The 16,960-nt window shown below is 51.8% G+C and carries 18 protein-coding genes and 1 tRNA gene; 10 read left to right on the plus strand and 9 right to left on the minus strand.

From position 1 onward, the window contains the following. Positions 1–1,180 precede the first annotated feature (1,180 nt). The 10 genes from WC980_05545 (at position 1,181) to WC980_05590 (ending at position 8,137) form a co-directional block, all read left to right on the plus strand. On the plus strand, positions 1,181–2,263 hold the full coding sequence (locus WC980_05545) for a site-specific integrase (protein ID MFA5794515.1): 1,083 nt from the start codon (positions 1,181–1,183) through the stop codon (positions 2,261–2,263). A gap of 26 nt (positions 2,264–2,289) precedes the next feature. Next, positions 2,290–2,361: transfer RNA gene (locus tag WC980_05550), tRNA-Phe, on the plus strand. A 125-nt stretch (positions 2,362–2,486) separates the two neighbouring features. Then, positions 2,487–2,771 (plus strand): GIY-YIG nuclease family protein, encoded by a 285-nt coding sequence (locus WC980_05555; protein ID MFA5794516.1) that lies wholly within the window; start codon positions 2,487–2,489, stop codon positions 2,769–2,771. Between the two features lie 91 nt (positions 2,772–2,862). Continuing rightward, positions 2,863–3,717, plus strand: coding sequence for a transketolase (locus tag WC980_05560; protein ID MFA5794517.1), 855 nt, complete (start codon positions 2,863–2,865; stop codon positions 3,715–3,717). Then, positions 3,695–4,630, plus strand: coding sequence for a transketolase family protein (locus WC980_05565; GenBank protein MFA5794518.1), 936 nt, complete (start codon positions 3,695–3,697; stop codon positions 4,628–4,630). Before WC980_05560 ends, WC980_05565 begins: the two co-directional genes overlap by 23 nt. Positions 4,631–4,658: 28 nt before the next feature. Then, positions 4,659–6,029 carry a S41 family peptidase gene (locus WC980_05570; protein MFA5794519.1) on the plus strand — a complete coding sequence of 457 codons (1,371 nt, stop codon included), beginning with the start codon at positions 4,659–4,661 and terminating at the stop codon, positions 6,027–6,029. Between the two features lie 13 nt (positions 6,030–6,042). Next, positions 6,043–7,110, plus strand: coding sequence for a tRNA (adenosine(37)-N6)-threonylcarbamoyltransferase complex transferase subunit TsaD (gene tsaD / locus WC980_05575; GenBank protein ID MFA5794520.1), 1,068 nt, complete (start codon positions 6,043–6,045; stop codon positions 7,108–7,110). Between the two features lie 62 nt (positions 7,111–7,172). Beyond that, entirely contained in the window at positions 7,173–7,370 is a 198-nt protein-coding gene (locus tag WC980_05580) for a type II toxin-antitoxin system HicA family toxin (protein ID MFA5794521.1), read from the plus strand. A gap of 1 nt (position 7,371) precedes the next feature. Continuing rightward, positions 7,372–7,584: a type II toxin-antitoxin system HicB family antitoxin gene (locus WC980_05585; protein MFA5794522.1), complete on the plus strand. Its 213-nt coding sequence runs from the start codon at positions 7,372–7,374 to the stop codon at positions 7,582–7,584. A 139-nt stretch (positions 7,585–7,723) separates the two neighbouring features. After that, positions 7,724–8,137 (plus strand): hypothetical protein, encoded by a 414-nt coding sequence (locus tag WC980_05590; protein MFA5794523.1) that lies wholly within the window; start codon positions 7,724–7,726, stop codon positions 8,135–8,137. Positions 8,138–8,261: 124 nt separating this feature from the next. On the opposite strand, the gene WC980_05595 is transcribed toward WC980_05590, so the two are convergent. From WC980_05595 to miaA, 9 genes are all read right to left on the minus strand, one after another. After that, positions 8,262–8,549: a hypothetical protein gene (locus tag WC980_05595; GenBank protein ID MFA5794524.1), complete on the minus strand. Its 288-nt coding sequence runs from the start codon at positions 8,547–8,549 to the stop codon at positions 8,262–8,264. Positions 8,550–8,941: 392 nt separating this feature from the next. After that, on the minus strand, positions 8,942–9,646 hold the full coding sequence (locus WC980_05600) for a ubiquinone/menaquinone biosynthesis methyltransferase (GenBank protein MFA5794525.1): 705 nt from the start codon (positions 9,644–9,646) through the stop codon (positions 8,942–8,944). A 101-nt stretch (positions 9,647–9,747) separates the two neighbouring features. Further along, positions 9,748–10,575 (minus strand): hypothetical protein, encoded by an 828-nt coding sequence (locus tag WC980_05605; protein MFA5794526.1) that lies wholly within the window; start codon positions 10,573–10,575, stop codon positions 9,748–9,750. Between the two features lie 89 nt (positions 10,576–10,664). Continuing rightward, positions 10,665–10,985 (minus strand): DsrE family protein, encoded by a 321-nt coding sequence (locus WC980_05610; GenBank protein ID MFA5794527.1) that lies wholly within the window; start codon positions 10,983–10,985, stop codon positions 10,665–10,667. Between the two features lie 165 nt (positions 10,986–11,150). Further along, positions 11,151–11,831 (minus strand): hypothetical protein, encoded by a 681-nt coding sequence (locus tag WC980_05615; protein MFA5794528.1) that lies wholly within the window; start codon positions 11,829–11,831, stop codon positions 11,151–11,153. A 35-nt stretch (positions 11,832–11,866) separates the two neighbouring features. After that, the gene (locus WC980_05620) at positions 11,867–13,756 is read right to left on the minus strand and encodes a trypsin-like peptidase domain-containing protein (protein ID MFA5794529.1); all 1,890 of its coding nucleotides are present in this window, start codon (positions 13,754–13,756) and stop codon (positions 11,867–11,869) included. Positions 13,757–13,759: 3 nt separating this feature from the next. Further along, entirely contained in the window at positions 13,760–15,184 is a 1,425-nt protein-coding gene (locus WC980_05625) for a PDZ domain-containing protein (GenBank protein ID MFA5794530.1), read from the minus strand. Between the two features lie 208 nt (positions 15,185–15,392). Continuing rightward, the gene (locus WC980_05630) at positions 15,393–16,019 is read right to left on the minus strand and encodes a hypothetical protein (protein MFA5794531.1); all 627 of its coding nucleotides are present in this window, start codon (positions 16,017–16,019) and stop codon (positions 15,393–15,395) included. A 9-nt stretch (positions 16,020–16,028) separates the two neighbouring features. Further along, a complete protein-coding gene (gene miaA / locus WC980_05635) occupies positions 16,029–16,958 on the minus strand; it encodes a tRNA (adenosine(37)-N6)-dimethylallyltransferase MiaA (protein MFA5794532.1) in 930 nt (309 codons plus the stop codon). Positions 16,959–16,960: the final 2 nt, after the last annotated feature.

Below are 16,960 nucleotides of genomic sequence, written 5' to 3' on the forward strand. Positions count from 1 at the left end.
AGGCAAGGTGTTAAAAACGAAACGTTAAATCGTAGAAAGAAAGTAAATAGTAGAAGATTTTCAGGAGTCGGAAATGCAACTTAGTTTTAACCCCTTAAAACTATCACTTGCGCTGAAGACGTACAGATGATATACTTAAAGGGTGTTATAAAGATGATTATACTCAATATAAAAGAACTATAAAAGAGAATAAAAATAAAAAAGAGATCAAAAATATTACTGACAAGATTCATCAACTTGTTTTGGCTGTTAATGATGCCCTCGAAAATATAGATGTTTTATATTCAGTAGAGTTTTTTGCGCATGAAGAACCTTTAAGAAATGGATATAGATTACCTTCATTTTTAAAAACGTCTTTGCATCTTAGGAAACAGATACCCGCATTCATCCCCTCTTCGCATTGAGATTTTTATTAATGAAAAATCTCACTAAGTTAACATTTTCACTGGTTACTCCGTAACCCTAGGGTCTTGATTATCTCTGTGATTTTAGCCATTCCTATCCAAATTTCAGTGAGAAAATAAATCTCAATTTGCCATCACACCGTAGTCTGTTATAATAAGCGCAGAAAGGAGGTGAAAATTATGAAAGACAAAAAATTACCACCCGGCAAGGCGATTCGCAAGTATTGCGTTCAATGTTCATGTTGCATGGGAGAGGTGCGGAAATGTGAAAACAAAGATTGCCCAGCTTATCCCTTGCGTATGGGCAAAAGACCGTGCGGAATATCATTGCAAACAGTAATTCGTGTATTGTGTCTTGACTGCAAGGAGGATAAAAAAAGCGTGCGAGAATGCGAAAATGATTTTGAACGTTTGGGTACATGTCCTTTGTGGTCCTATAGGTTTGGCCGTAGGCCCAAAATAATGCCTAATTAAGGAATCTAAATAACAATGAATACGATACCGCCGAATATAGATGAGAATATCCCGGGATTATGGACGGTAGAGGATGTTGCACGCTTCCTCAAAATTACTATTCCCGGGATATACCACATGGTGTCTAGGAGCGAGATTCCTTTTACTAAATTGGGTCGTCGCGTGAGGTTTGTTAAGGACGATATCGTCAATTGGCTTAATGCCCGGCGGATGAAGGATGTTCGTGGAAATTAATGAATAGGGCGTCAGTTTAGCTTTTTCTTGACAGATGATAACAGATAGACATAATGAAAGGATAACTTATGGCAAGAATATATCTTGATAGACGGACCAACTGGTGGTGCATGGACTATCGCGAGCGGAATGGCCACCGGCGACAGGTAAAAGCCGCGCGCACCAGGTCGCTGGCGCAGGAGATATTGTCGAAAAAACTTGATGAATTGACCAGGGAAAAACTTTCCGGCAGGCCGGCAATGGCCAATATTAAATTCAGGGAGTTTGCCGAGGAGTATATTGAGAAGTACGCCAAGGTCAATAAAAAGTCCTGGGGCAGGGATAAATACAGTATTGATCATCTGAACAAGGTGTTCGGCGATAAGTCATTGTGCGAGATCTCGTCTCGGGATATAGAGATCTATAAGGGCGATAGGGCGGCCGTGGTTAAGAAGTCAACGACAAACCGCGAGCTGGCCTGCATGAAGTGTATATTTAACGTGGCTATAAAATGGGAATACGTGAACGATAATCCGGTAAGGCGCGTTTCGCTATTCAAGGAGAACAACCAGCGCGTAAGGTATCTGGAGAAGAACGAACTGGTTCGTCTTTTGGCGTTTAGCGCGCCCCATTTGAAGCCGATAATAATTATGGCACTGAATACCGGGTTGAGGCTTTCCGAAGTGCTGAGCCTTACCTGGGCGGATATAGATTTACAGCGCCGGTTGATTAAAGTTATGGTAACGAAAAATAACGAGCCGCGGTATATCCCGATAACCAATCGTTTGATGGATATGTTACAGGTGGTTCCCAAGAGGCTTGACATCCCTTATTTGTTTGTGAACGAGAAGGGCGTGCCTTATAAATCGGTAGGGACGTCATTTGACAACGCGGTAAGGAGAGCCGGCATAAAGGACTTCCATTTTCACGATTTGAGGCATACTTTTGCCTCGTACCTGACGATGTCCGGGGCCGGTTTAAGGACGGTGCAGGAATTGCTGGGGCACAAAACTATAACAATGACAGTAAGATATTCCCATCTATCACCGGAGCACAAGCAAGCGGCGGTGGATAAGATGGGAGAATTTATGGCCTGGGACCATGCGGCTAATAAGGCTGAAAATAAAGCAACATATATGCAACACGAAGGAGATGTCAAAGAGGCTATTTGATATAAGTAGATACGGAATATGAAGATGGGTAGGTAGCTCAGCGGTAGAGCTCTGGACTGAAAATCCAGGAGTCGCCGGTTCGATCCCGGCCCTGCCCACTTTAGTTCTTGTTAAGCCGAAGGCTGTTACAAGAACTTAACCCTGAGGAACGGAGTGACGAAGGGCTTAGAACCCTGAACATAGTGAAGGGCTTACTCGAAAAGAGTATAAAGGGTTGACAAAAGTGCAAGACCAATCTTGGTATTTATATATACTTAGGTGCAATGACGGGTCTTATTACGTTGGCATAACTAACAATCTGGAGGAGAGGGTAACCGAACACAACTCAGGCGAAGGCTCAAAATACACAACGACACGAAGACCGGTCAAACTTGTTTATCAGGAAAAGCACAAGAATAAATCAGAGGCAAGGAAGAGAGAGATAACGATTAAAGGTTGGACACGGGAAAAGAAGGCGAAGTTAGTCGCCGGTTTCCTTCATCCCGATGGTAATCGGGATTCAGGATAAACTTTCCCGGCCCTTAACCCTGAGGAACGGAGTGACGAAGGTCCCAACACAATTACGATACCAACAGCCGGGAGCTGAGCATTAATATTTTATGACCGTGCCCGCACAAGATCTGATAGATTCCCTGAAGTCCAAATCCAAAACCATACGGCAACATATCCTCAAGATGCTGACACTGGCCGGCTCGGGCCATCCGGGCGGTTCGCTTTCGGCGGTGGAGCTGATGGTCGGATTATATTTCCACAAGCTGCGCCATAATCCCAAAGACCCCAAATGGTCCGAACGCGACCGGTTCCTGCTGTCCAAAGGCCACGCCGCGCCGGTCTGGTATGCGGTCCTGGCCGAGTCCGGCTATTTCCCGGTCGAGACTCTCTGGAGCCTGCGCAAGTTCGGCAGCATCCTCCAGGGTCATCCGGATATGAAACGCACGCCCGGAGTGGAGATGTCCAGCGGCTCGCTCGGGCAGGGGCTGTCCATCGCCAACGGCTTTGCGCTGGCCGGACGGATAGATCGGAAAGCTTACCGCGTCTTTGTCCTGCTGGGCGACGGCGAAACACAGGAAGGCCAGATCTGGGAAGCGGCCATGGCCGCGGCCCATTACAAGATAGACAACCTTTGCGCCATATTAGATTTCAACGGTTACCAGATAGACGGTTCCATCAAGTCGGTTATGTCGCCGCTGCCGTTCGCCGAAAAATGGGCCGCCTTCGGCTGGGCGGTTAGGGAGATAGACGGCCATAACATCAAAGAAGTGCTCGAGGCCTACGACTGGGCCGAGACAATCAAAGGCCAGCCGGCCATCATCATCGCCCGGACGGTCAAGGGCAAGGGCGTCTCGTTTATGGAAAACACCCACGCCTGGCACGGCAAGACGCCGTCCCAGCAACAGTGCGACCAGGCCCTGAAGGAGCTCAATAATAATTATGGAATTCGCATGCACACGTGAATCCTGCGGCAACGCGCTGGCCACCCTGGGCGCGGCCAACCCCAACATTGCCGTTTTGACGGCTGATTTAGCCGGCTCGACCAAGGCCGACGATTTCGGCAAGCGCTTCCCGGAGCGCTTCTTCAACATGGGCGTGGCCGAAGCCAATATGATAAACACCGCGGCCGGGCTGGCCGCTTCGGGCAAGATACCGTTCGCCTGCACCTTCGCCGTGTTTGCGGCCGGGCGGGCCTGGGAGCAGATACGCAACACCGTCTGCTACGCCAACCTCAACGTCAAAATCGTTGCCACGCACAGCGGGCTGTCGGTCGGGCCGGACGGCGCCTCGCACCAGGCCATCGCCGACATCGGCTTGATGCGCATCCTGCCCAACATGACCGTGTTGGTTCCCTGCGACGCCACCGAATCGTACAAGGCCGTGGTGGCCGCCTCGGAACACAAAGGTCCGGTCTACCTGAGGCTGTGCCGGGCCAAGATGCCGGTCATCACCACCCAGTTGGACAAGTTCGTCATCGGCAAGGCCAATGTCGTCAAGGACGGCTCAGCCGTGGCCATCATCGCCTGCGGACCGATGGTCTACCCGGCCATGCTGGCCTCGGAGGCGCTGGCCAAGGAAAACATCAGCGCCGCGGTCATAAACCTGCATACCGTCAAGCCGATGGACGCCGAGACCGTCACCAAGTACGCCGCCAAGACCGGCGCCGTGGTGACGGCCGAGGAACACCTCATCGCCGGCGGAATGGGTTCGGCCGTGGCCGAGCTCCTGGCCCGGACCAAGCCCGTGCCGATGGAGATGGTCGGCGTCAAGGACCGTTTCGGCCAATCCGGCGACCCGGCCGAACTGCTCAAGGATTACCAACTGACCACCGAGGACATCGTCAATGCCGCACGCAAGGCATTGTCCCGGAAATAAATCATCCTAACCAGAAACGGAGTCAATTATGCGCCACAAGAAACTGTTGACAGTGTTATTGTTGCTTATCATCAGCGTTACCTTGTATGCGGTTTACCCCGTTAGAGGCAGCTTGGTAAGTTCTCCGGCGTTTGCCGCGGATGCCTCTAACGGGGCAGGCGCGCCCAAGGAGGACCCGGTTGACAAACAGCTGGAAAAACTGCGCAGCATCTACAAGCTGATCAAGGAATGCTACGTGGTCGAGCCCGATGCCAACAAGCTTTTCGAAAGCGCAGTCAAGGGACTGGTCGGCGGTCTGGACCCGTACAGCGAATACTTCACGGCCGAGGAATACAACGACTTTATGGTCGCGACCAAGGGCGAGTTCGGCGGGGTGGGCATGGAGGTCTCGGTTGAAGATGGCATCCTGACCGTCATCACGCCGCTAGAGGATACCCCGGCCTTCCGGGCCGGTATTATGGCCGGCGACCGCATCCTGGAAATAGACGGCGTTTCGACCGAGGGTATGACTACATCGGACAGCATCCGCAAGGTCCGCGGCAAGCCCGGCACCCAGGTGCTCCTGGTCGTCCTGCACAAGGGCGCGGTCAACACCGATAAAATAACGGTCACCCGCGAAATCATCAAGCTCAAGTCCGTCAAGGGCACCAAGATGGTTGACGAGAAGCACAAAATCGGCTATATCCGCCTGACCCAGTTCCAGGAAGACACGCTCTACGACCTGGACGTCAACATCGACAAGCTCGAAGCCCAAGGAATGAAAGGGCTGATAATAGACCTGCGCTTCAATCCGGGCGGATTGCTCGAAGCCGCCTGCCGGATATCCAACCGTTTCATCAAGGAAGGCCTGCCCATAGTCTCCACCCGCGGCCGCAAGGCCGAAGAGGTCTCAATCATAACCGCCGAAAAGGAAGACTCGCTCCTGACCGAACTGCCGCTGGCCATAATCGTCAACGGCGCCAGCGCCAGCGCCTCAGAGGTGTTTTCCGGCTGTATGCAGGACCACAAGCGGGCAGCCATCGTCGGGGTGCGCTCATACGGCAAGGGCTCGGTCCAGACCATATTCCCCATCGAAAAGAACGGCCCGGCCGTGAAGATGACCATCGCCCGTTACTATACGCCATCCGGCCGCTCGGTCGACAAGAGCTTCGACAAAAAGAACTACGGCGTCCTGCCCGATTATATAGTGGAAATGACCACCGAGCAGGAGACCGACCTGATAAAGTCGCGCCTCAAAGAACGCGTCATCATCCCGCCCAATCCCAAGGACGACAAGGACAAAAAGGAACCGGCTATGGATGAAGATGACGATGATGAAAGCGATGACTTCGAGGACATCCAGCTGGACAAGGCCATCGAGGTGCTGGTCAGCCAGCAGAAGGCGGCAGCCGGTAAATAGGGGCCGAGCCCAGATGAAAAAGCCATTCCTGTGTATAGGCATCGAGACCTCCTGCGACGAGACCTCGGCCGCCGTCGTCCGGGACGGTCGTGAGATATTGTCCAATTCCACCGTCACCCAGATAGACCTGCACAAGGCTTTCGGCGGTGTGGTGCCCGAAATCGCCTGCCGGGCGCATATCGAGACCATACTGCCGGTCATAGACAAGGCATTGAAAGACGCCAGGGTAAAACCCCAGGAACTGACGGCTGTGTCTGTGACCAACCGGCCCGGGCTCATCGGCGCGTTGCTGGTGGGCATCTCGGCCGCCAAGGCAATGGCCTGGGCGCTGGACAAGCCCATCATCGGCATCAACCACGTCCACGCCCATATCTACGCCAACCATCTTTTACCGCGAAACCACGAAACCGCTAAAGATTCGGCATTAATCGTGGAGCCGGTCTACCCGTATTTGGGGCTGATAGTCTCGGGCGGGCACACCAGCTTATACTGGGTCAAGTCGCCGTTGCAATATAAGTTGCTGGGCCGGACGCTGGACGACGCGGCCGGCGAGGCCTTCGACAAGGTGGCGCACATCATCCGGCTCGGTTATCCGGGCGGGCCGTCCATAGAAAAAGCGGCCCGGAAGGGCAATCCGGCGGCCATCAGGTTCCCGCGCGGGCTGGTTAAGGACGGATACGACTTCAGCTTTTCCGGCATCAAGACGGCCGTGCTCTATTACTGCAAAGGCCAGAACGCCACGCGCAAATCGCCCCTGAAGAAGGGCATAAAGATAGCCGACGTGGCGGCCAGCTTCCAGGAAGCGGCCGTGGACACACTGATTCAGCGGGTGACGGCGCTGGCTAAGGACAGGAAGGCAAAGGCAATAGCGCTGGGCGGCGGCGTGGCCGCCAACCAGCGGCTCCGGGACAAGCTCAGCCGTTCCGCGACCGTGCTGGGAATCCCGGTGCACATCCCGCCCAAGTATTTGTGCCTCGACAACGGGGCAATGGTGGCCGGGCTGGCGTACCACTACTGGAAGGCCGGCAAGGTCGACGATTTATACCTGGACGGCTATAGCCAAGGGGACGATGTCGGTTGATATTAAATAAGTTCCGGACAATAAACTATTGACAATAAATCAAAAATAGCTATTCTTTATTTATGAAAATCCGGGATGTGATAAAGATGATCGAAAAAGACGGCTGGTATATGGTGGCGACCAAGGGAAGCCATCGTCAGTATAAACATACGTCTAAACCGGGCCGGGTGACCATAGCTGGACATCCCGGAGACGAACTGGCCCCGGGTACGCTCAACAGTGTTTTGAAACAGGCACAGTTAAAAAAGGAGAATAAATAATATGCACCGATTTTTAGTCGTAATCGAAAAAGCCAACGGCAACTACTCGGCATACTCGCCCGACCTGCCCGGGTGCGTGGCCGCCGGAAAAACCCGCGAGAAAACCGAGCAGAATATGTATCAGGCCATCCAGATGCACATTAAAGGACTGCAGGAAGACAAACAATCCCTCCCGCACTCACAGGCTATCGCCGAGTACCTGGTCGTAACCTAAATAGTTTTAGTTAGTGGCATCCGCGGTTAGTTTACGGAAGGCCAGCAAGGTCGACGACCTCTATCTGGACGGCTCCAGCCAGAGCGAAGACGTCGGTTGATATCAAATAAGTTCCGGGTCTCGTGGCGGGGAATGAAATATGAGCAACAAGAAGATGCAAAATTGCCTAACGGAAATTTTAAAGGTTGGAAATCTTTTCATATGGTCTGGAATAGGAGGAATTCTAGTCCTTGTTGTTTTGCTGTTGGCTCATGAGGAAATACCTATTTTTTATTATATACTCGTTGCCATATTGCTATTACAAGGGATTGGGTTGATAACTTATAGAAAGTGGGCGCGGATATCAGGAATAATTATTTTATTAACTTTGAGCGTAGCTATTATTACACCACTATTCTTAAGCCTTAAATACTCGGATTTTGATGATATAAAAGGAATTATATGTTTGTTAGTAGCTATACCGATAACCGTATATTCGGTTATTATTCTTTGGCGTAAAGACACCAAACGTATCTTCAATGCCAAGGGCTATATCGAAGGATTGGATGATTAATCCCGGGCGCTGAGCTTACCCCAGTGCCCATATCTCATATCTCAAATCACACATCATCCTATATACCCCTTAATCCAGATATTCGTTGATGTAAACACACCCGATTTGGTTATCATAACCAGAATCATCCGGGCAGGGACTGTCCCCAGCCTAAACCCGGTGAATCCCGGCTATCTTCCGGTGAATCCCGGTTATCTTCCAGTGAATCCCGGTTATATTCCGGTGAATCCCGGTTATATTCCGGTGAATCCCGGTTATCTTCCAGTGAATCCCGGTCATATTCCAGTGAATCCCGGTTATCTTCCGGTGAATCCCGGCTATCTTCCGGTGAATCCCGGTTATCTTCCGGTGAATCCCGGTCATATTCCGGTGAATCCCGGTCATATTCCAGGGAATCCGGCTTGAAATCCATTAAAATGCGGGACTGTTCCCAGCCTAATTGGCAGGGCTTTTTCCTGTTATTTTGCGTTTTCCCGTGTCATATTGCCTTAATATGATATCATACAGCTCTTATATGATATCATACAGCTCTTATATGACATCATACAGCCCTGATATGACATCATACTGCCCTTATATGACATCATACTGCTCTTATATGACATCATACTGCTCTTATATGACATCATACTGCTCTTATATGACATCATACTGCTCTTGTATGACATCATACTGCTCTTATATGACATCATACAGCCCTGATATGACATCATACAGCCCTTATATGACATCATATTCCTCGTGGGACACAGAGCCTACCGGCAAAATGCGTGACTGTCCCCAGCCTAACGCAATCGTATGAATTTATTTAATCGCCCAATGCAGGGCTAGGATGCCCAGGACCAGGGGCTGGTAGTCCACCCGGTTGAACCCGGCTTGCCTTATAATCCGGGCCAGTTCGGCGGCGTCGTGGAAGCGGGGGATGCTTCGGGCTAAATATCCGTAGGCGGCTCCGTTGCCGGATATCAGCCCGCCCAGCGGCCTGATTGTGGCGCCGACATAGAGATGGGCCAGTGCCCTTATCCTGGCGTCGGACGGCTGGCTGGTTTCAAGGTTGATGAACATCCCGCCGGGCCGGAGCACCCGGTGGAATTCGCGCAGGCAGCGGTCCAGGTAGCCGGGCGCGGAGTTTATGTTGCGGGTAGCGAAGCTGATGCTTACCAGGTCGAAGGTATTGTCCTTGAACGACAGCCGGGCGGCTTCGGAGGCGCTGACCCGGATGTGGCGCCCGGAGTTAGCGGTGTAACGGAGCATGGGCAAGGAGAAATCGGACGCGACCAGCAGTCCGTCCGGTCCGGCGTAGGGGCTGAGCAGTCGGGACATATCGCCGGTGCCGGCGCAGACATCCAGGTACTTGCGCGCCAATCCGGACTTGACGGCCAGGTGCCTCCCGGCGGTCCGGGCGGCGTACCGGCGCATCGGCAGGTCCAGCCCCAGGGTCATCAGGTGGTTGACCAGCTCGTAGGTCGCGGGGATGTTATCGAATATGGCTTTAAGGGCAGTGGGCATTTAGTTTTTGCAATTTTTACCACGAATGGACACGAATACACACGAAATTCACTAAGGTGGTTAGGATACATCTGTGGCTCCGCGTTATAGTAAATAATTATCTATTTCAATATACTGTCCTCTGAATCCTCTAGTATGCCGTTCCCTGAATTCTCTGAATCTTCTGTTTCTTTTGGCATTCTTGTATTAATTCTTCTGGTTTCGATAGTTAATTCATGGAGCTTGATTTCTTCGGATAACGGGTTGCGAGTTAGTTCTATAAACCGAACGCCTAGTGATTTCATATTCTGCATAAAGCTAATGAATTCTCTGATTGTTGAATTCTCGCGCCATTTATACCTGATAGCTATGTTGTTGGGGAATAGTTTATTAGATTTTAACAGGTCGATAATCTCCGGGTATGATGTTACCTGCTTACCCTCAAACTGCCATCTTTCGTCTTTCCCTCCGGGGAAAGCGGGTATTTCTAACTTGCTCAATATAGCAACTCTTTTTTCCATGTAATTGCCATTAATATCCCGTTTGAACCATGACGCACTATGAACTTCTTCACCTGTTTCCGGGTCGTTGCCGCACGCTTCAGTAGGCATCGGTAATACCTGAATTTCTTCATTACCAATCCGGATGACGAAATTAGCCCTCCATGCAGAAGTTAGTTTACTTATTACTTCTAAAAAATATTTCATGGGCAGTTCCGGAGAGGTGGATATTAATATCGGCGGGTCTTTTTCGCCCCGATTTATTTTTAAGCTGGTACTTAAATCACCTATGTTGATTGGCTGTTCATTCAATAAGACCGTATCATCCGGCTTAATTAAGAGAGATGGGCCTTTTTCTTCTGCAACCTTATCAGGTATAAGCGGGGTTTGCCCTTGGCAACCAGCGCTGATTATTATTACGGCAAGCCCAATTAATAGCCAATATCGCATAATATCATCCGCCTAACCCCGGTTATTTCCCAGCCGGTTTTATAACGCATTCCTTGATGGGACTGCGCAGTTTGGGCCGTCGAAATAAATTAAAAAGTCACGACTCTGTCGCTCTCTTTGACAATCTCGTACATATCCGTCATGGTTGACATCGGGCACATTTCCGAGCTTTCCTGCTCCCGGGATTTGATGCAGGTCCCGCAGGCAAAAACTTTGCCGCCTGATTTCAGGATTTTAGCGGCCTGCTCGATGGTGTTGAATTCATCGGTACTGATCTTCTGATATTCAACTCCTTTGCCCATAAGGAATACTTTGACTTCATCCTTTTGCCCGATGCAATAGTTCGCATATCTTAGCGCATTCCAGCAGGTTTCGGCATCATTACTCGAAATTACCACTCCTATTTTCATACTTTCTCCTTTTCTAATGTTTATGAAGCGTCAGGTAAACGTAGTGTATTACAAAAAGGGTCAGCAGCATACCAAACCCCTAATCCGTTTCCCCTTATTTCCCAGCCGGTTTTATAACGCATTCCTTAACCACAAATTGACACGAATACACACGGATAAAGCAATTTAGTGGAACTCCCTTTTTATTTCATCTGAGGATAGCTTCTTTATTATCCAGATAAAAATAACACTGAAGCCTACTTGTATCAGAGCGTTAAACATAGCTATAAATACCCCCGCACTTTCAGCTGAACTCGGCCTAAATGACGCGAACATTGCGATTATCATAAAGAAATTTAAGAGAATGCCTATAACCATAAAAGCGATGAAAAGAGAGCGGGCCCAATTTTTGCGCCCCAGCAATTCGATTGATGTGACGAGGGCTGTGACCGTAAAAACAAAAGCTCCGATGGATAGATACCTGAACATTATAATTATATTGCGAAACGATTCCTCGCTTTGCGGATAAGTAGTTATGACTCTTGTAGGCATTGAGCTTGTTGCGAAAATCATGAAAACCGACCATAGTGTACCCAGCCCGGAGAAAATTATGAATATCCAGGCCAATACGGTTACGAAGACAGATTTTGTCACCGGCTCCGTTATGGTTTCCTGGGGCGGGTTTGCCGTAGGAACGGGGCTTGACGGTTTGACCATTGGTAATTCAAAGTTATCCCCGACATCTATGGCATCCGCGGGTATCACCACATCTTTTCCGCAATGAGGGCACTTGCCGGTATCTTCGGCCTTGAGATATTTAAAGACGACATCCTGCTTGCATTTAGAGCAGTTGAATTTAACGGCCATAATTATTCGTGCCCATTCGTGTTAATTCGTGGCTATCACTTCCCAGCCGGTTTTATGACGCATTCCTTGATGGGACTGCGCAGTTTGGCCAGCAACGCATCTATGATTTCTTTATTGAATCCGGTGGCGGTGAAGATGTTCTGGTCGCTTTCGGTCTCATTGCCGGTATAATTGGCCTTCTTGGCCATCATGACGTTGGCGTTGGGCTCGTCGCTGGTGACCTTGAGCTGGAGTATGCCTTCGTCGGCGTGGACCAGCACCGGCGCGGCGTTGCCGATGGCGCCGATGATGCGCTTGCTGTGATAAGCGTTCTTGACCAGCTCCAGCGCCTTGGGGTCGGTCCAGCAGGGCTCGGCTCCTTCGCCGCTCAGGAATACCAGCCCGTGGAACTGGACATTGGCCAGGCCGTCAATGGCCATATCCACCGTGATTTCTTTTTCGTCGGTCTTGACGGTCTTGCTCCGCGAGGCGGTAATGACCGTTGCGCCGTTGGAGACGAAGTAGCGTTTTATGCGCTTAAAGTAGTCGGCCTTATTTTCGGGCAGGATGAGCACGACCGTTTTGTTGCGCAGGTCATAGTTGGGCTTGATGACCGCCTTGGCCGTTTCCATTCCGCGCTGGACCAGCACCCGGATGTATTTCTGCTTTTCCAGGAGCATCTTGTCGAGCGTTTCCTGGAAGGCGTCTATATTGGGGGTTTTGATGTCGTTGAGTTCGAGTATGACGTCTGAATGGTTGACGTCGCCCTTTTCGGCCGGTTCGCCGCGCTGGACCGAGGTGACCCGGACTCCGTCGCCGCGGAAGAGGCCGTAGGCGTAGCGGGACAGTGAGGTAATCTGCTGGACGCGCAGGCCGACGGCGTCGTAGCGGATTTCCTTTACTTCGCCTATCTGGTGGCCGTAGTTTATGGCCGGTTCGTCCTCGACCATCTGGCCGGACACGGTGATGTCCTTATAATCGGCGCCGTCCTTGCGCTTGATTTTGAATTCGACCTTGGAGCCGACCGGCAGGGTGGTGAACTTCCAGGTGGCGTCGCTCAGTTGCGCCTGGTTGGCGGCGGTGATAGGCGCGCCGTTCATTTCCACGATGATGTCGCCGTTCTTGAGGCCGGCCTTTTCGGCCAGCGAGCCGGGGTCGACGTAATCAACGAAGATGCCCTGGCTGACGCCGAGTATCTTGGCGAAGTCGGCGGTGATTTCCTTGGGAAAGAAGAAGGGCAGGGCCGCCCTTTGGAACTTGCCGTATTTGAGGAAATGGTCCTTGAGCACCAGCGCTACGTTGATGGGGATGGTGAAGCCCAGGCCTTCGCCCCACATACCGTAGGTGTTCAGGCCGAGCACCTCGCCTTTTTCGTTGAAGAGCGGGCCGCCGCTGTTGCCGGGGTTGATGGGCGCGTCGGTCTGGATGACCTTGGTGAATGTGCCCAGGTCGGTCCGTTCGGCGTTGCTGACGATGCCGGCGGTCAGGGTCCGCTTGAGCCCGAGCGGCATTCCGAATGCGTAACTACGCTGGCCGACCTTGACGTGGTCCGAGTTGCCCAGTGCCACGGTGGTGAGCGGTTCGGGCACTTCTATCTTTATCAGGGCCACGTCCGGGTCGAGCGAGTGGCCGATGACCTTGGCCTGGAACTTGCGTTCGTCGGAGAGTATGACGGTGATGCGCTTGGCCGTCTCGGTCGGGTCCTCGGAGCCCTCGCGCCACCAGCTGCCAGAAGCGGTGGAGACGACGTGGCCGTTGGTGAGGATGTAACCGGACGGGTCGATGATGAATCCGCTGCCGCCGGCTTCTTCGTGCTGGATGGCCACCACGGCCGGGTCGACCTTCTTGAACAGGATGGAGCCGGCCTCATCGGGCTCATCGCCTTCGGACCAGGCGCACAGGATGATGGCGAAACAGGCCAGTATCAGAATCGGTTTTTTTATCATAGGTTAATCCTCTTTCTTTTCGGTTCTTTTGCCGATTTTCAGGTTCAGGCAGATATGCGACGAACGGTTCTGGCGCTGGACCTTGACCAGGATGACCTCGGGCTTTTCGGCCCGGACCTTGTCGGTGGTCTTGATGAAGTCGTCCAGCGTCTTGATGGGCTGTCCGTAGAACTCGGTGATGATGTCGCGTTCCCAGATGAGGTGTTCCCGGAAGGTGCTGCCGGTGGCGGCGCTGCTGCCGCCGATGACGTCGGCTACCAGGACGCCGTGCTGGATGGGCACGTCGTAGTCTTCGTATTCGCCTGCGGCCAGTCCGCGGATTTTCAGGCCGATGTCGTCAGCCGTGAACTCCTTGGGCTTGGGCGCTTTGTCCAGCTTGAAGGAGATGTCCTTGGTCTGCTTTGGGGCGGTGGCGGTGGTTCCCTCGCTCCGGAGCACGGTGAATTTTATGGTCCGTCCGATTTCCGGCAATGACAGCTTGGAGAACTGGATGACGGCGCGCTTGGTCTTCTTGGTCAGCGCTTGTCCGTCCACGGCGATGACCACGTCGCCTTTCTTCAGTCCGGCCTGTCCGGCCGGTGATATCTTGCTGACGTGGCGCACCCGGACGCTTTCGGGCGGGTAGCCCCAGGCCTCGGCGAATTCCTTGGTCATCTCGTCGCAGCCGAATCCCTCCCAGGGCTGGCTTTCCTCGATGTCGATGGGCTTGTCCTGCTGGGTGGAGTGGGCGATGAGGCGCTCGGCCGTCTGCTTCAGGCGGTTGAATGTGGTCACGCCGCCGCCGCCGGATACGCCGATGAACTCGCCGTCCATATTGGTGACGATTTCGAGCGAGTCGCTCCGTCCGTAATAGCGGCCTTCCGAGCCGCCGCTGGTGTCGGTCAGGATGCGGTCGTTCTTGCCCTCGATTTTGGCGGTGACCATCCGGGCCTGGCCGACCTTTTCAAAGTGCATCTCCTCGCCCAAGGCCTTCAGGCCGATGACATACTGGCCGGGCAGGACCTTGGTGTTGTCGCTGATGGTCAGTGGGCGGAGCGGCGAGTCGACCTGGACCTTGAGCACGGTGATGTCCTCTTCCTTGTCGGCGTCGATGAAGCGGGCCTCGTATTCGGTCTCGTCTATCCAGACCTTGATGCGGTCGATGTCCTTGGGCTCGTTGTAGTTGGGCAGGATGAGGTAGCCGTCGGGGCTGAAGACGAACAGATTAGCCGGGTTGGTCTTGTCGTAGCGTTCGGTGCCGCTCCGGAATATTTCGGCGTAGAGGACGCTGGGCTTGGCCGTTTCGGCGGCGCTGACGAAGAGCTGGCTCATGGCGTTGACCATGGCGCTTTTGTCCACGCCGGACCAGTCGATGTTCTTGACCGGGCCGCTGTTGCAGGCGGCGATGGACAGTGACAGGATAACGGACAGTGTGATTATTCTGCGCATGAAAGACCTCCTCTTATTTAGAATTGAGGGGCATTAAACAATTACCGGCGGGGTGGGTCAAGAAATATAGCCACTCTATGAACCCTGACGGGTTTCAGAGCAAGAACCCGGAACGGGCAGATTACACAGATTAAATATAAAATATAAAAATGCAAAATAGAATACGAAGATTTAACCGCGGATTGGGCGGATTGTGCAGATTATTGAATTACTGTCGTACCATATCAATAAGGTGCCGGGAAATGCTAATGGCAGAAGCTACGTAAAAATATATTCCGATTAGTATAAGTATTCCTGAAAGAATGTATTTAGCTGCTTTTAATTTATTCTCGTTTAGGCGTTTTTTTACAAGAGAATAAAGACCCCACAGCAACAATACTTCAATAAGAAATGCTGTAAGGAGTACCACACTGCTTAATATGGGGTGTGCAATAATGTTGATAGAAGTATAAAGTTCAAACGGAATGTACCCTAAAATGACAAAACCACCAATAAAGATAAATAGTTGCCCAATAAGGTAAATAACGATCCATAACGGCTTTAGTAATCCCTGCTTTAATAGTAGCTTGTACTTTGGGATAATCGTATTGCAATTCCTGCAGTATTGTTTGGATAAAATGGCTCCTGCTAAAGAATCAATAGTTATTTTGCTCTTGCATTTTAAACAGCGGATAGAAAATGAACCAAATAACACTACGGGCCAAAAGAGCAAAGCCAGCGCTATAAAACCGTCATAAGATTCTAGTAATTGGATTTGCCCATAATAAGCAAAATTCGCCCATATAAATATACCGATTAAACAAAGCCATATGGCTAAAATAATAATGTTTTTCATGGCTGTATTTTATTTTCCGGTTTTTCCGCGCCATTCCTCCTGGACCAGTTTGGCGATTTTGTCGACCTTGTCTGTTTCCTTTACATCTATCCACTTGACTTCGGGGAACTTGTGGAACCAGGATATCTGGCGCCGGGCGAAGTGGCGGCTGTTCTTTTTGACCGTGTCTATGGCTTCGGTTAGTGGTATGCCATCCTTAATATGGGCGATGACCTCTTTGTAGCCGACGGCCTGGGCGGCTTGGGGGCTGAGCTTCTTGTATTTACGGAGCAGGGACTTGACCTCTTTGACCAGCCCTTGTTCGAACATCCGGTTGACCCGGTCGTTTATCCTCTGGTAGAGCTCGTCCCGGTCGCGTTCCAGCCCGATTATCCGGACCGGATAGCGGAGTGTCTGTGACTTGAAGTGGGTCTGGAGCTTTGATATGGGCTGTCCGGTTAGGCGGAAGACCTCGAGCGCCCGGATAATGCGCTTTAGGTCGTTGGGGTGGAGCTGTTCGGCCTTGGCCGGGTCGACCCGGGCCAGTTGTTTGTGCAGGTGTTCCGGGCCTTTGGTTTGGGACAGTCCTTCGAGCTCCTGCCGGATGTCATTGTCTTGCGCCGGGCCGGTGAACATTCCGTAAAGGAGGACCTTAAGATACATAGGCGTGCCCACGGCCAGCAGGGGCAGTTTGCCTTTTTTAGTTATCTTTGCCATAGCCGCTTCGCAGTCTTGCAGGAACTGGGCGGCGTTGTAGGTCTGGTTGGGGTCGACTATGTCTATGAGGTGGTAAGGAACGGCTTTACGCTGTGCCGTGGTGGGCTTGGCCGTGCCGATATTCATCCGGCAATATATTTTCATGGAGTCGACGGAGATGATTTCTGCATTGAGCTTGGGCGCCAGGCACCGGGCCAAGGCGTTCTTGCCGGAACAGGTCGGGCCGAGGATTATGTGGAGCATAC

Source organism: Candidatus Brocadiia bacterium (assembly GCA_041658285.1).
Classification (GTDB): domain Bacteria; phylum Planctomycetota; class MHYJ01; order JACQXL01; family JACQXL01; genus JBBAAP01.

Bases quoted from the DNA above. Each gene is read 5' to 3' on its own strand.
- WC980_05545 (MFA5794515.1), top strand. From the start codon at position 1,181: ATGGCAAGAATATATCTTGATAGACGGACCAACTGGTGGTGCATGGAC.
- WC980_05560 (MFA5794517.1), top strand. From the start codon at position 2,863: ATGACCGTGCCCGCACAAGATCTGATAGATTCCCTGAAGTCCAAATCC.
- WC980_05565 (MFA5794518.1), top strand. From the start codon at position 3,695: ATGGAATTCGCATGCACACGTGAATCCTGCGGCAACGCGCTGGCCACC.
- WC980_05570 (MFA5794519.1), top strand. From the start codon at position 4,659: ATGCGCCACAAGAAACTGTTGACAGTGTTATTGTTGCTTATCATCAGC.
- tsaD (MFA5794520.1), top strand. From the start codon at position 6,043: ATGAAAAAGCCATTCCTGTGTATAGGCATCGAGACCTCCTGCGACGAG.
- WC980_05580 (MFA5794521.1), top strand. From the start codon at position 7,173: ATGAAAATCCGGGATGTGATAAAGATGATCGAAAAAGACGGCTGGTAT.
- WC980_05585 (MFA5794522.1), top strand. From the start codon at position 7,372: ATGCACCGATTTTTAGTCGTAATCGAAAAAGCCAACGGCAACTACTCG.
- WC980_05590 (MFA5794523.1), top strand. From the start codon at position 7,724: ATGAGCAACAAGAAGATGCAAAATTGCCTAACGGAAATTTTAAAGGTT.
- WC980_05595 (MFA5794524.1), bottom strand. From the start codon at position 8,549: ATGGATTTCAAGCCGGATTCCCTGGAATATGACCGGGATTCACCGGAA.
- WC980_05600 (MFA5794525.1), bottom strand. From the start codon at position 9,646: ATGCCCACTGCCCTTAAAGCCATATTCGATAACATCCCCGCGACCTAC.
- WC980_05605 (MFA5794526.1), bottom strand. From the start codon at position 10,575: ATGCGATATTGGCTATTAATTGGGCTTGCCGTAATAATAATCAGCGCT.
- WC980_05610 (MFA5794527.1), bottom strand. From the start codon at position 10,985: ATGAAAATAGGAGTGGTAATTTCGAGTAATGATGCCGAAACCTGCTGG.
- WC980_05615 (MFA5794528.1), bottom strand. From the start codon at position 11,831: ATGGCCGTTAAATTCAACTGCTCTAAATGCAAGCAGGATGTCGTCTTT.
- WC980_05620 (MFA5794529.1), bottom strand. From the start codon at position 13,756: ATGATAAAAAAACCGATTCTGATACTGGCCTGTTTCGCCATCATCCTG.
- WC980_05625 (MFA5794530.1), bottom strand. From the start codon at position 15,184: ATGCGCAGAATAATCACACTGTCCGTTATCCTGTCACTGTCCATCGCC.
- WC980_05630 (MFA5794531.1), bottom strand. From the start codon at position 16,019: ATGAAAAACATTATTATTTTAGCCATATGGCTTTGTTTAATCGGTATA.
- miaA (MFA5794532.1), bottom strand. From the start codon at position 16,958: ATGCTCCACATAATCCTCGGCCCGACCTGTTCCGGCAAGAACGCCTTG.